This window comes from Stenotrophomonas sp. FW305-3-2-15-E-LB1 (assembly GCF_058787375.1).
On record NZ_JBYSZR010000007.1, the window covers coordinates 16,431 to 30,137 of the forward strand.

Annotated in this window: 12 protein-coding genes; 2 read left to right on the forward strand and 10 right to left on the reverse strand. The window is 67.6% G+C overall.

The window, feature by feature from the left end; genetic code table 11:
* Positions 1-8: 8 nt before the first annotated feature.
* The 3 genes from epmA to ligA are packed head-to-tail and all read right to left on the reverse strand — an operon-like array spanning position 9 to position 3,971.
* Entirely contained in the window at positions 9-965 is a 957-nt protein-coding gene (gene epmA, locus AC3WL7_RS07175; RefSeq protein WP_492749820.1) for an EF-P lysine aminoacylase EpmA, read from the reverse strand.
* Entirely contained in the window at positions 962-1,447 is a 486-nt protein-coding gene (locus AC3WL7_RS07180) for a GNAT family N-acetyltransferase (protein ID WP_079222381.1), read from the reverse strand. Before AC3WL7_RS07180 ends, epmA begins: the two co-directional genes overlap by 4 nt.
* 52 nt (positions 1,448-1,499) lie before the next feature.
* The gene (gene ligA, locus AC3WL7_RS07185; protein WP_492749914.1) at positions 1,500-3,971 is read right to left on the reverse strand and encodes an NAD-dependent DNA ligase LigA; all 2,472 of its coding nucleotides are present in this window, start codon (positions 3,969-3,971) and stop codon (positions 1,500-1,502) included.
* A 135-nt stretch (positions 3,972-4,106) separates the two neighbouring features.
* Between ligA and AC3WL7_RS07190 the strand changes: the two genes are divergently transcribed.
* Positions 4,107-5,222: a pyridoxal phosphate-dependent aminotransferase gene (locus tag AC3WL7_RS07190; RefSeq protein WP_492749821.1), complete on the forward strand. Its 1,116-nt coding sequence runs from the start codon at positions 4,107-4,109 to the stop codon at positions 5,220-5,222.
* 71 nt (positions 5,223-5,293) lie between these two features.
* Here AC3WL7_RS07190 and zipA read toward each other — a convergent pair whose 3' ends face one another.
* From zipA to AC3WL7_RS07225, 7 genes are all read right to left on the reverse strand, one after another.
* Complete coding sequence (zipA, locus tag AC3WL7_RS07195; protein ID WP_492749822.1) at positions 5,294-6,031, reverse strand: cell division protein ZipA; 738 nt, start codon at positions 6,029-6,031, stop codon at positions 5,294-5,296.
* A 46-nt stretch (positions 6,032-6,077) separates the two neighbouring features.
* Positions 6,078-9,581 carry a chromosome segregation protein SMC gene (smc, locus tag AC3WL7_RS07200; RefSeq protein ID WP_492749823.1) on the reverse strand — a complete coding sequence of 1,168 codons (3,504 nt, stop codon included), beginning with the start codon at positions 9,579-9,581 and terminating at the stop codon, positions 6,078-6,080.
* Between the two features lie 232 nt (positions 9,582-9,813).
* Complete coding sequence (gene rplI / locus AC3WL7_RS07205) at positions 9,814-10,266, reverse strand: 50S ribosomal protein L9 (RefSeq protein ID WP_079222386.1); 453 nt, start codon at positions 10,264-10,266, stop codon at positions 9,814-9,816.
* 105 nt (positions 10,267-10,371) lie between these two features.
* On the reverse strand, positions 10,372-10,602 hold the full coding sequence (gene rpsR, locus AC3WL7_RS07210) for a 30S ribosomal protein S18 (RefSeq protein WP_002804494.1): 231 nt from the start codon (positions 10,600-10,602) through the stop codon (positions 10,372-10,374).
* 11 nt (positions 10,603-10,613) lie between these two features.
* On the reverse strand, positions 10,614-11,051 hold the full coding sequence (gene rpsF, locus AC3WL7_RS07215; RefSeq protein WP_006376493.1) for a 30S ribosomal protein S6: 438 nt from the start codon (positions 11,049-11,051) through the stop codon (positions 10,614-10,616).
* Between the two features lie 164 nt (positions 11,052-11,215).
* Complete coding sequence (locus AC3WL7_RS07220; RefSeq protein ID WP_492749825.1) at positions 11,216-11,758, reverse strand: CbrC family protein; 543 nt, start codon at positions 11,756-11,758, stop codon at positions 11,216-11,218.
* A 70-nt stretch (positions 11,759-11,828) separates the two neighbouring features.
* Entirely contained in the window at positions 11,829-12,167 is a 339-nt protein-coding gene (locus tag AC3WL7_RS07225; RefSeq protein WP_079222388.1) for a HesB/IscA family protein, read from the reverse strand.
* Positions 12,168-12,296: 129 nt separating this feature from the next.
* Here AC3WL7_RS07225 and asnS point away from each other — a divergent pair, with 129 nt between their 5' ends.
* Complete coding sequence (gene asnS, locus AC3WL7_RS07230) at positions 12,297-13,691, forward strand: asparagine--tRNA ligase (RefSeq protein ID WP_079222389.1); 1,395 nt, start codon at positions 12,297-12,299, stop codon at positions 13,689-13,691.
* The last annotated feature ends 16 nt before the right edge of the window (positions 13,692-13,707 follow it).

Below are 13,707 nucleotides of genomic sequence, written 5' to 3' on the forward strand. Positions count from 1 at the left end.
GCATGCGTTCAGGCATGCGCGAAATCGAAGGCCAGCACATCGGCGATGCGCGGCGTGCGGTTCATCGCCATCAGCAGGCGATCCACGCCCACCGCAACACCTGCACAGGCGGGCATCGCAGGCAATGCCGCCAGCAAGGCCTCATCGAGCGCCGGCTGCACCTGGCCACGTTCGTGCCGGCGCTGCTGGTCATGTTCGAAGCGCGCACGCTGCTCGCCTGCATCGTTCAGCTCGTGATAGCCGTTGGCGAGCTCGACCGCCCCCAGGTACAACTCGAACCGCTCGGCCAGCGGCGGCGTGCCCGGGCGGATGCGCGCCAGCGCCGCCTGGCTGGCGGGCCAGTCATGCACCACGGTCATGACCGCGTCATCGAAGTGCGGTTGGATGCGATGGGTCATCAGCAGGTCGAGCCAGTCGTCGCGGGTCAGGCCCACCGGATCGATGTGCACGTCACCCAGCGCGGTGCGCAGCGCACCTTCGTCCGCATCGAACGGATCGACGCCGACATGCTGCTGGAACAGTTCACGGTAGCTGAGCACGCGCAGTGTTGCCGTGCGCCCGACCAGCGCCAGCGCCTGCCGCACCAGCTCGGCGGTTTCCTGCACCAGGCGATGGTGGTCCCAGCCCACGCGGTACCACTCCAGCATGGTGAACTCGGGATTGTGGCGGCCACCGGCCTCGCCATTGCGGAACACCCGGCCGAGTTCGTAGCAGTCGCCCACGCCCGCGGCGAGCAGGCGCTTCAGGGGAAATTCCGGCGACGTGCGCAGCCAGCGGCGGCGGCCACCGGCATCGACGTGGCCACTGAAATCGGTATGGAAGCTGTCGATGTTCGGTTCGGTGTTGCCGGCCACCGAGAGGATCGGCGTTTCCACTTCCAGCACATCGCGCTCGGCGAAGAAGCGGCGCACCAGCGCGTTGAGCGCGGCACGCTGCTGCAGCGCGCGCAGCAGGGCCTCGCTCACAGGATGCCCTCCGGGCGCGGGTGGTCCAGCGGCAGGGTCAGCAGATCGCGGGTGTCATCGATGTAGCCGCTGGCCAGGTACAGGCGCCGCGCCAGTTCGTTGTGGTGGTTCACTTCCAGGCGCAGGCGGCTGACACCGCGACCGCGCGCACGCTGTTCGCAGGTGGCCAGCGCCTGCTTGCCACGGCCGCGGCCGCGCGCGCGATGCGCCAGGTACAGCTCGTCCAGCAGCATGAAATGGCCGCCCTGCTCCAGGCTGAAGCCCATGGCGATGACCGCGTAGCCGCAGACCTCCCCTGCCTCGTCCAGCCACAGCAGCACTTCGCCGTTGCGCGGGTCGGCCAGCAGTGCATCGACGCCACGGCGCACGCGTGCGTCGTCGAATTCGATCTTGTCTTCGGCGTAGAACTCACGCATCAGCGCGATCAGCAGCGCCTCGTCTGCACGGGTGGCCAGGCGGAAATCCAGCGGGGCGGTCTGCATCGGTTGTCCTCTCATGCGTCAGACCGGGCGCACGCAGCGCCCGGCGGGGTCATTACTCGTGTTCGGCCAGATAGGCCAGCAGGCGGTCTTCATCCCACACCGGCACCCCCAGCGACTGCGCCTTGTCCAGCTTGGAGCCGGCCTCGGTGCCCGCCACCAGGAAACTGGTCTTCTTGGAGACACTGCCGGAGACCTTGGCCCCCAGCGCTTCCAGGCGATCCTTGGCGACATCGCGGGTGAGCTGGGCCAGCGTGCCGGTGAGCACCACGGTCTGCCCATCCAGCGGACCAGCGACGACCTCCGCCAGCGCCGGCGCCTTGGCCAGGATGTGCTGCATCTCGGTCTCCGCCGCCAGCAGCATCGCGCCATGGCCATCGGTGTCCAGCCACTGGGCCACGCCACGCGCGGTGTCATCGGGCAGGCCGGCGTTGACGAACTGGCCATGCTCGGCGTCCAGCACCGCCTGTGCGCTGGGCAGCACGGCGACCAGCTTTTCCGCACGCAGGCGGGTGATGCCGGGAATCTCGGCCTCCACCAGCAGCTGGGCCAGGTCCAGGCCCTCGCGCAGCTTGGCGCTCGGCGGGTGGCCATCGCGGATGCGGACCTGGCCGACCTGCAGCAGCGCGTCGATGGCCTGCTGGTTGCCTTCCTGCTCGAAGAAATGCCCCAGCGAGCGCGCCACTTCGCCACCGATATCCGGCACGCGCTTGAACAGCGGCCACGGCAGGCGGCGGATCAGCGCCAGATCACCAAACCACAGCGCCAGCGCCTTGGCCGTGCTCTCGCCCACGTGTTCGATGCCCAGCGCGAACAGCAGCCGTTCCAGGCTGGCCTCGCGGCTGGCATCGATGGCGGCGATCAGGTTGTCGGCCCACTTGGTCGCGATCTTCTTCGTGTTCCATTCGAACACCACCGGCTGCACCAGCGCCTGCGCGCGCCATGCCGGGTCCTGGCCGTCCAGCTTGAGCACGGCATTGAGCACATCGCCGCTGCCTTCGGCCGGCAGGTGCGGCTTGAGGCTGTTGGCCAGCGCCGAGGGATCCTCGGCATCGAGCACCAGCTTCAGGTGCAGCAGCTGGTCGCGGGTCAGCTGGTACAGGTCGGCCACGCGCTTGACGATGCCGGCGTCGACCAGGGTTTCGATGTACTTGTCACCGAGGCCGTCGATGTCCATCGCGCGGCGCGAAGCGAAGTGCGCGATGGCTTCCTTGCGCTGCGCCGGGCAGCTCAGTTCACCCGAGCAGCGCCACGCGGCAGCGCCTTCTTCGCGCACGATTTCAGATCCGCACACCGGGCAACGGGTCGGCATCTGCCACGGCGTGGTGCCCTGCGGGCGGCGGTCGAGGATGACGCTGACCACTTCGGGAATGACATCACCGGCGCGGCGCACGATCACGCTGTCGCCCACGCGCACGTCCAGGCGTGCGATCTGGTCGGCGTTGTGCAGCGTGGCGTTGGAGACGATCACGCCGGCCACTGCCACCGGCGCCAGGCGCGCGACCGGTGTTGCGGCACCGGTGCGGCCGATCTGGATCTCGATCGCCTCGACCGTGGTGCTCTGTTCCTGCGCCGGGAACTTGTGCGCGATGGCCCAGCGCGGCGCGCGCGAGACGAAGCCCATGGCCTGCTGGCCGGCGCGATCGTCGAGCTTGTAGACCACGCCGTCGATATCGAACGGCAGGCCGTCGCGGCGCTCGCCGATGTCACGGTAGTAACCGAGCAGGCCGTCAGTGCCGTCCACCACCTTGCACAGCTCGCTCACCGGGAAGCCCCAGGCCCCCAGCTGCGCCAGCGTGCCCGAATGGGTGTCGGGCAGTTCACCGCCCTGCACGTCGCCGGTGCCGTAGGCAAAGAAGCTCAGCCTGCGCTGCGCACTCATCTTCGCATCCAGCTGGCGCAGCGAACCGGCCGCGGCATTGCGCGGGTTGGCCAGCACCTTGCCGCCGTGCAGGCGCGCGCGGTCGTTGTAGGCCTCGAAATCGGCACGGGCCATGTAGACCTCGCCGCGCACTTCCAGCACGTCGGGCCAGTCCTGGCCCTGCAGGCGCTTGGGAATATCGTTGATCTCACGCAGGTTGGCGGTCACGTCCTCGCCGGTACTGCCATCGCCACGGGTCGCGCCCAGCACGAACGCGCCGTCTTCGTAGCGCAGGCTGATCGCCAGCCCGTCCATCTTCGGTTCGGCCGAGAACTGCAGGCTGCGGCGGCCGAGGCGCTCGTCGATGCGGCGCACGAAATCGGCCACTTCCTCATCGCTGAAGGCGTTGGACAGCGACAGCATCGGCACCGCATGGCGCACCTCGGCGAAGCGGCCGGACGGGCGCGCACCCACCTGCTGGGTGGGGCTGTCGGCCACGGCCAGTTCCGGGTGCTCGCGCTCCAGCGCCTCCAGCTCGCGTACGAGCCGGTCGTAGTCGACGTCGGGGATCTCCGGCGCGTCCAGCTCGTGGTAGGCGCGGTTGGCCTGGGCGATCTGCCGGCGGAGGTCTTCGGCGCGTTCGGCGGGGCTGGGGCTCATCGGGATCCGGTGTTTCTGGGATGGCCGTGAATTCTACCGCGCCCGGGCGCCAGGCCCCGTCATGCCCGCGCCGAACCGCCGGGTTGCCGCCCGCCCCCAACCAGCGTTAGCGTGCTGCGGTTGCCCTCCGGAATCCTGCCCGTGTCCCTGCCCGCTTCCCGCCGCCACTTCCTGCAACTGGCCGGGGTCGGCCTTGTCGCCGCCGGCAGCAGCCTGCCCCGCCTCGGCCAGGCCCAGCCTGCCGCGGCACCCGCTGCCGCCGGCCCGGTCCTGCTCAACTTCAACGAGTGCCCGTATGGCCCCTCGCCCGCCGCCCAGCAGGCGGCACGCGACAGCATCGCCGGCAGCGGCCGGTATCAGTTCGCCCTGGCGGGGCAGGTGCGCGATGCCTTCGTCGCCCAGGCCGGCATCCCGGCCGATCATGTGCGCCTCTACCCGGGTTCCAGCGAGCCGTTGAACCGCGCCGCCACGCTGTGGACCGGCCCGCAGGCCGCGCTGGTGGTAGCCGACCCCACCTTCGAAACGCTCGGTGACATGGCCGCTGCGCGTGGCGCTCATGTGCAGAAGGTGCCGCTGCGCGCCGATGGTGCGCACGACCTGCGCGCGATGGTGGCTGCGGCGCATGCGCAGCCGACGGGGCTGGTGTATGTGTGCAATCCGAACAACCCCACCGGCTCGATCAGCCCGCCGGCCGAACTGGCCTGGCTGCTGGCCAACAAGCCGACCAGCACCCGCGTACTGGTGGACGAGGCCTACCTGCAGTACAGCGATCAGCCAAGCCTGATCGAACAGGTGGCCCAGCGCGATGACCTGATCGTGCTGCGTACGTTCTCCAAGCTCTACGGCATGGCCGGCCTGCGCCTGGGCGTGGCGGCGGCCCATCCCGACCGGCTGCGCGAACTGGCCAGCCTGGGCGAGAACCCGCTGCCGGTGCCGGCGCTGGCGGCCGCGCTGGCCAGCCTGCAGGATCCCGGGTTGATCGCGCAGCGGCGACTGCAGAATGCCAAGGCCCGGCAAGCCACCATCGCCTGGTTGGGCAAGCGCGGCTTCAGCTGCGTGCCGTCGGAAGCAAACTGCTTCGTGGTGGACGTGCAGCGCGACGGCAACGCGTTCGCCAAGGCGATGGCCGACGACGGCGTGGTGATCGGCCGCAGCTGGCCGATCTGGCCGCAACGCGTGCGGGTGACCGTGGGCACCGAAGAGGAAATGGCCGCGTTCCGCCGCGCATTCGCGAAAGTCACTGGCGTGCCGGCGTAACCCATCCACGCATGGCGTGGATCTACCCGGGTGGGTGCCGACCGTTGGTCGGCACACCGGAAAAAACGCGCTTACCAGCGCGGGGTCTTGGTCAGCGGCGGGGCCTGGTGCTGGCGGTCGTAGGCACGCAGCTCGTCGCGGATGTGGGCGATGCGCTGGCGGCCCAGGGCGTTGCGGCTGTCATCCAGCACCACGCCATCGAGCAGCTCGGCCATGCGCTGCACGGTCGGCAGCATCTTTTCCCAGGCATCCAGCGCGGTCAGCGGGGCCGGCAAGGTGAGGAAGAAGGCGATTGCCGGGGTTTCCATGGCGCGGATGTTGGCCATGTCAAAGCTGCCCGGCTTCATGATGCTGGCCATCGAGAAGATCGGGCCGCGCTCGGGATGGCCTTCCACCAGGCGGTGGAACACGTTCATGTGGCCGAACACCAGGCCGGTCTTCTCGGCCGCCACCACGATGTCCTCGCCACGCAGCTGCTCACCGGCGCGGGCGGCCACGAACAACGACACGATCTTGTCGAAGTCCTGGGTCGCGCGCTTGCCCAGATCGCTGCTGCCGGCATCGGTATCGGCCAGGCCAAGCTCGGCCTGCTGGGCTTCATCGCCCAGGCCCGGCTCGCTGCGGGTCTCGGCCAGGGCCACGCCGTCTTCGCCCAGCACCGGCTCGTGGCGCTCGCCGGCCGTCGGTTCCGCGCTCTCCACGCGACGTCCCTGCGGCTTCTTCTTCGGACGGCCAAACAGGAAGATCGCAGCAACCAGCAGCAGGCCGGCGGCCAGGATGCCGATGCGCAACAGTGCCGTGTCGGTCATTCGGTAGGTACTCCGGCTAGTTCATTCAGGTAACTAGAATGGCACGTCATGCCGCGCCCGCCAATCGCGCGGCTTCTTCCAGGTCCACGCTGACCAGGCGGCTGACGCCCGGCTCGCGCATGGTGACGCCCGAAAGCTGGTGGGCCGCCTCCATCGTTGCCTTGTTGTGGCTGACGAACAGGAACTGCACCTTCTCGCTCATCTCCTTGACCATGTTGGCCAGGCGGCCGACGTTGGCCTCGTCCAGCGGCGCATCCACCTCGTCCAGCAGGCAGAACGGCGCGGGGTTGAGCTGGAAGATGGCGAACACCAGGGCCACCGCGGTCATCGCTTTCTCGCCGCCGGACAGCAGCGAAATGCTGGACACGCGCTTGCCCGGCGGGCGCGCCATGATGGTCACGCCGGTGTCGAGCAGGTCTTCACCGGTCAGTTCAAGGTAGGCATGGCCGCCGCCGAACAGGCGCGGGTACAGCGCCTGCACGCCGGCGTTGACCCGGTCGAAGGTGTCCTTGAAGCGCCCGCGGGTTTCGCGGTCGATCTTGCGGATGGCGTCTTCCAGGGTTTCCAGCGCAGTGGTCAGGTCGGTGTGCTGCGCGTCCAGATAGTCCGAACGCTGCGAGGCCTCACCGTACTCGTGGATGGCGGCCAGGTTGACCGGCTCCAGCCGGCGCATGCGGCCATCGATCTGGTGCACCGCCTGCTCCCAGTCGCCCAGGCGGGCATCATCGGGCAGCGCGTTGAGCACGTCCTGCAGCACGAAACCGGCCTTTTCCACCGCGCCCTGCAGGGTCTCGGCGCTGAGCACCAAGGCCTGCTGGTCCAGCTTGCGCTGCGAAATGCGCTCACGCTGGGCCAGTGCCTGCTCGTCACGCTGGTGGCGGGTCTGTTCGTAATTGCGCAGCTCGGCATCGATGCCATCGAGCAGCGTGCGCGCTTCGGTCAGCACACGGTCGGCGCGCACACGCTCTTCCAGCGCGTTCTGGTGTTCGGACTGCAGTGATTCGACCGGCGAATCGCCTTCGTCCAGCTGCGAATGCAGTTCGCCCAGGCGCGAATCCAGCTGGCCGCGCTGCGTGCTCATGCGCTCCAGCGCCTGGCTCAGCGATGCCACCTGGGCACGCTGCGATTCCAGGGTCAGGGCCAGGGCATGCGAGCGCTCGCGCACGGAACGCGCCGCTTCGCGGGCCAGGTCGCGTGCATCGGTCAGCTGGCGGCGCTCGCCTTCCAGGCCCTGCCGTGTCGACTCCAGGTCGCCCATGCTGCTGACGGCGTTTTCCAGCCGCGAGCGCGCCTCGCGCGCCTGTTCGCGATTGATGTCCAGTGTTTCAAGCAACTGCACCAGCTCGCCTTCGATGCGATCGATGCGCGTGCGCGCTGCTTCCACCTTGCCCTGCTGGCCCTGCAGCTGGCCGGCCAGCTCGGACACCGCACGATGGGCCTGGTACAGCGAGCGCTGCGCGTCCTCGCGCTGCTGCTCCGCTGCCAGCAGCTGGTCACGGAAACCAGCAAGCCGTTCTTCCAGTTCGGCCTCGCGGTCCTGCAGCTGCTCGATCTGCTCGCGCAGTTCGTTGATCTCGCGTTCGCGCAGCAGCGCGCCCTGCTCGGCCGCACCGGAGCGCGACACGCGCAGCCAGCCCTGGCCCAGGCGCTCGCCGCCCTGGGTGATGATGGAATCGCCCTCGGGCAGGCCGGCCTGCAGCGTCTTCGCTTCGGCCAGATCGCGGGCACCGTGCAGGTGCGCCAGCAGGCGGCGGATCGCGACCGGGCCGCGTACGCGCGCCGCCAGCGACGTCGGCGCCACCTTCAACTCACCGGCATCGTCGGCCACCAGCGCGATGCGGCCGTCGCCCAGCTCGCCCAGTGCATCGACCAGGCGCGCCGGATCATCCACCAGCACGCCTTCGATCAACTGGCCGAGCGCGCTTTCCACGGCATTTTCCCAGCCCGCGTCGACGTCCAGGCGCTCGCCCACGCGCGCGGCCGAATCCAGCCCCTGCGCCTTCAGCCAAGCCACGGCGGCACCCTGCTCCTGGCCGAGTGCGGCCTGCTGCAGGGTTTCCAGCGAGGCCAGACGGCCACGCAGGCCATTGGCCTGCTTGCGCAGCTCGGCCAGTTCGTTCTGGCCCGTGCGCTGCTGTTCCTGCACGGCGGCCACGCCCTGCTTGCGCTGCTCGACGTCCTCGCCGAGTTCGTCCAGCGCGGTCTTCTGCGTTTCGTGCTGCAGGTGCAGCTGTTCGAAGGCCTCCTCCAGCGCATCCACGTCCAGCCCGGCGCGCTCGGCGGCCAGCGCTTCGCGGCGGCGGTCGGCATCGAGGATCTGCTTGTCCAGGTAGTCCACGCGGGTACGCTCGACATCGCCGGCGCGCGAAGCTTCCGAACTCTGCGAGGTGTGCTGCTCCCAGCGCTGCTGCCAGCTGGCCAGGCGGTCTTCGGCCTCGCGCAGGCTTTCCTGCTTGATCTCGTTTTCTTCCTGCAGCGCTTCCAGCTGCGGGGTGGCATCGTCGACCGCCTCGCGCAGCACCATCAACTTGGCTTCGTCGCCGCTGATGTGCTGGCCCAGCTCGGACAATGCCTGCCGGGTTTCATCGCGCGCCTTGTGCAGGCGCTGCGACAGTTCGCGCTGGTGCTGGATCTGCTGCTCGACGCGGGCCAGGGTGCTGCCCACCTGGTAGACGGCGGCCTGCGCGGTATTGAGCGCGTCGGCAGCCTCTTCGCGGCGCACGCGCGAGGTCTCGATGCGGGCCTCGGCTTCGCGCTGGTCGGCGATCAGCTGCTGCAGCTTGGTTTCTTCCTGCGAGAGGCCTTCGCGCAGCTTGGACAGGCGGCCATCAAGGCCGCGGAACTCCAAGGCCTTCCACTCGGCATCCTTGACCCGGCGCTCTTCCTGCAGCGCCTGGTACTGCTCGGCCTGCCGGGCCTGGCGCTTGAGGTGTTCGAGCTGCTTGCTGATCTCGTCGCGCAGGTCGCCCAGGCGGTCGAGGTTCTCGCGGGTATGGCGGATGCGGGTTTCGGTTTCCTTGCGGCGCTCCTTGTACTTGGAGATGCCCGCGGCCTCTTCCAGGTACACGCGCAGGTCTTCCGGCCGCGCCTCGATGATCTGGCTGATCATGCCCTGCTCGATGATCGAGTAGCTGCGCGGCCCCAGGCCGGTGCCCAGGAACAGATCGGTGATGTCGCGGCGGCGGCACTTGGTGCCGTTGAGATAATAGTTGCTGCTGCCGTCGCGGCTGACGGTACGCTTGACCGAGATTTCGTTGAACGAGGCGTACTCGCCGGAAATCGTGTGGTCCGAGTTGTCGAAGATCAGCTCGACGGTGGCCTGCGAGACCGGCTTGCGGGCGTTGGAACCGGAGAAGATCACGTCGGTCAGCGAGTCGCCGCGCAGGCGGCTGGCCGAACTTTCGCCCATGACCCAGCGCACGGCGTCGATGATGTTCGACTTGCCGCAGCCATTGGGCCCCACCACGCCGGTCATGTTGGTCGGCAGGTGCAGGGTGGTCGGATCGACGAACGACTTGAAGCCGGACAGCTTGATCGTGGAAAGACGCATAGAGGTTCCGGACTGGGGCCGGCGAGCGGCCTGCTTACCCTCCAAGTCATTGATCCTGCTGGGATCGCTGGCCGTGGAACGGGTGTGACGCCCTGAGTATACCGATGTGGCTGTGTTCTACGAGGGGCGTGGAACATTACCCGGGCCCGGCCGCGCGGACAGGGCCCAAAAAAACAAAACGGGCACCCTTGCGGGCGCCCGTTCTGGTGACACCAGGCCTTGCGGCTTGGGATCAGGCCTTTTCGGCTTCAACCACAACCTTGACGGTGGTTTCGACGTCGGCGTGCAGGTGCACCAGGACGTCGTACTCACCGATGTTGCGGAAGGCGCCTTCGCCCAGGATGACTTCGCTCTTGTTCAGCTCGAAGCCGGCAGCGGTGAAGGCATCAGCGATTTCGCGGGCGCCGACCGAGCCGTACAGCTTGCCTTCGGTCGAAGCGTTGGCGGCGATGGTCACGCTCGCGCCTTCCAGCTTGGCCTTGCGGGCGTCAGCGTCGGCGTGGATGGCCTGGGCCTTGGCTTCGTATTCGGCGCGCTTGGCTTCGAACTCGGCCTTGTTGCTCTCGGTGGCCGGAACGGCCTTGCCCTGCGGCACGAGGAAGTTACGGCCGTAGCCCGGCTTCACGTCGACCAGGTCGCCCAGGTTGCCGAGGTTGGTGACTTTCTGCAGGAGGATCAGCTGCATGGTATTGCTCCAGATAAGTTATTCGTTAGCGAGGCAATGCCCCGCAACAAAGGCTGTCCGAATAGCTGGCACAGCGGGGGCGGCACCGGGCCGCCCCGCCGGGCATCAGACGTCGTGGTTGTCGGTGTACGGGATCAGGGCCAGGAAGCGAGCACGCTTGACGGCGGTCGCCAGCTGGCGCTGGTACTTCGACTTGGTACCGGTGACGCGGCTCGGCACGATCTTGCCGTTCTCGGTCAGGTACTGGCGCAGGGTGTTGAGATCCTTGTAATCGATCTCCTTGACACCTTCAGCGGTGAACTTGCAGAACTTGCGGCGACGGAAGAACTTGGACATGTCAGTGCTCCTTAGGCGGCCGAAGCGGCGTCGTCGCCGGCATCGTTGTCAGCGGCGGGGGTGGTTTCGCCTTCTTCGTCATCACGACGACGACGCTCACCACGCTCGGGCTTGTCACCCTTCTCGTCCTTGCTCTTCATGATCAGCGACTGCTCGGTGTCAGCCTCGTCACGCTTGATGACCAGGTTGCGCAGCACGGCGTCGTTGAAGCGGAAGCTTTCGGTCAGTTCGTTCAGAACGGCCTGGTCGGCTTCGATGTTCAGCAGCACGTAGTGCGCCTTCACCAGGTTCTGGATCGGGTACGCCAGCTGGCGGCGGCCCCAGTCTTCCAGACGGTGGATGGTGCCGTTGCCGTTCTCGACCAGCGACTTGTAGCGCTCGATCATGGCCGGGACCTGCTCGCTCTGGTCCGGGTGGACCATGAACACGATTTCGTAATGACGACTCATGTTTTTCTACCTTTCGGATGTGGCCTTGCGGCCGGACAGCCCCCCGCCGTGGTTACCGCGGTGGGGCAAGGGTTCCCGCCAGGAAGGCAGGAAGCCGCGCATTATGGCGCAGATGGGGGTGCCGGGCAACCGGCCGGGGCCAGGCAACCTGAACCCGCCCCGGGCTACCCCAGATCGACATGAAGGCGGTGCTGGCCACATTCCAGACACTGGAACAGGCACCCGACCATCCCGCCATCCCGGCTCAGATGCTCCAGCACCCAGTCGGCGTCGCGCGGGTTGACCTCGGCCACGTCCGGCCGGACCTCGTCGAGGATGGGCTGGAGGTCTTCGCTGCCGGCATAGCCGAGGAAGGCGCAGGGCCGTTCACAGTGGCTGAGCCAGACCGACTGCTGCCAGGAGGCATAACCGGGAGTGCGCTCGCAGATTTCCAGCAGCAGCGGGCGGGCAATGGTCGGCGGCGGGTCGGCCGGGTCCGGCGACACCCCCTCGATATCGCTCCAGCCAGTGAACTCGCCGCCGTAACGGGCCGCGGCCCTGCCATCGGCGATGCACCACGGGCACAGATAATCCGGGCGCAGGCGTGTGTAGAACGGCCCCCGGTAGCGCAGCGTCCGCGGCTCGCCGCAGCAGTCGCAGACACCGTCGATATCCTCGAAGGACAGTGCGTAGGCGTTCGGGTGATAGGTGAAGACCGGTCGTTCCATCCGTGGATTCCTTCCCTGCCGACCAAGGTCGGCATCTACCCAAGCAGGCTCCGGTAGCGCCGGGCGAGGCTCAGGCCTTGTCGGCGTCGGTGGTGAAGCTTTCGCCGCAGCCGCACTCGGCGGTGGCGTTCGGGTTGCTGAACGTGAAGGTCTCACTCAGGCCGTGCTTGCCGAAGTCGATCACGGTGCCGTCCACCAGGGCCAGGCTCTTGGCGTCGACATAGATCTTCACGCCGTCCTGGTCGAACACGGTGTCGCCGTCACGCTCGTCACGAGCCAGGTCGGTCACGTGGCCCCAGCCGGAGCAGCCGGTCTTGGTCACGCCGAAGCGCAGGCCCAGGGCGCCGGGGGTCTGGGCGACGAAGCGCTGCACGCGCTCGAAGGCGATGGGGGTCAGGCTGACGGCCATGAGGCTTACTCCAAGGGTACGGGGACATTATAAGGAGCCAAGGGGCGCAGAAATGCCTCGCAAGCAGAACGCTGCAACCGGTAAACTCCCGTGTTCACAGATCGAGTCGATCAGCAGAGGATTCAAGTCATGACGGTGGTCAGCGTTGAACATGCGCTTGCCGGGAAGATCCCGGAAGGCGGCGAAGTCACGGTACGCGGATGGGTGCGCACGGTGCGCGGTTCAGCGAATCTGGCCTTCGTCAATGTGAGCGACGGTTCCTGCTTCGCGCCGATCCAGGTCGTGGCCAACGACACCCTGGCCAATTTCGACGAGATCAAGCGCCTGACCAGCGGCTGCTCGGTCATCGCCACCGGCACCCTGGTGAAGTCGCAGGGCAAGGGCCAGTCGTTCGAGATCCAGGCCAGCGCGCTGGAGGTGGTCGGCTGGGTCGAAGACCCGCTTACCTACCCGATCCAGCCCAAGCCGATGTCGCCGGAGTTCCTGCGTGAAGTGGCGCACCTGCGCCCGCGCACCAACCTGTTCGGCGCGGTCACCCGCATCCGCAACTGCCTGGCCCAGGCCGTGCACCGTTTCTTCCACGAGAACGGCTTCAACTGGATCAGCACCCCGATCATCACCACGTCCGACGCCGAAGGCGCCGGCCAGATGTTCCGCGTGTCCACCCTGGACATGGTGAACCTGCCGCGCGACGAGAAGGGCGCGATCGATTTCAGCCGCGATTTCTTCGGCAAGGAAACCTTCCTGACCGTGTCCGGCCAGCTGAACGTCGAGGCCTACTGCCTGGCGCTGAGCAAGGTCTACACCTTCGGCCCGACCTTCCGCGCCGAAAACAGCCACACCACCCGCCACCTGGCGGAGTTCTGGATGATCGAGCCGGAAATCGCCTTCGCCGACCTGGCCGAAGACGCGCGCCTGGCCGAAGAGTTCCTGAAGTACCTGTTCCGTGCCGTGCTGAACGAGCGCGGCGACGACCTGGCCTTCATCGCCGAGCGCGTGGACAAGAACGCGATCACCAAGCTGGAAGACTTCATCAACGCACCGTTCGAGCGCATCGACTACACCGATGCGGTCAGCCTGCTGCAGAAGTCGGGCAAGAAGTTCGACTTCCCGGTCGAATGGGGCCTGGACCTGCAGACCGAGCACGAGCGCTGGCTGACCGAAGAACACGTCGGTCGCCCGGTGGTGGTGACCAACTACCCCGAGCACATCAAGGCCTTCTACATGCGCCTGAACGACGACGGCAAGACCGTCGCCGCGATGGACGTGCTGGCTCCGGGCATCGGCGAGATCATCGGTGGCAGCCAGCGCGAAGAGCGCCTGGACGTGCTGGATGCGCGCATGGCCCAGTTCGGCCTGGATCGCGAGCATTACAGCTGGTACCGCGATTTCCGCCGCTACGGTTCGGTGCCGCACGCCGGCTTCGGCCTGGGCTTCGAGCGCCTGGTGGTCTACGTCTGCGGCCTGTCCAACATCCGCGATGCGATCCCCTACCCGCGCGCCCCGGGCAGCGCGGACTTCTAAGCCCCCTACGACCACG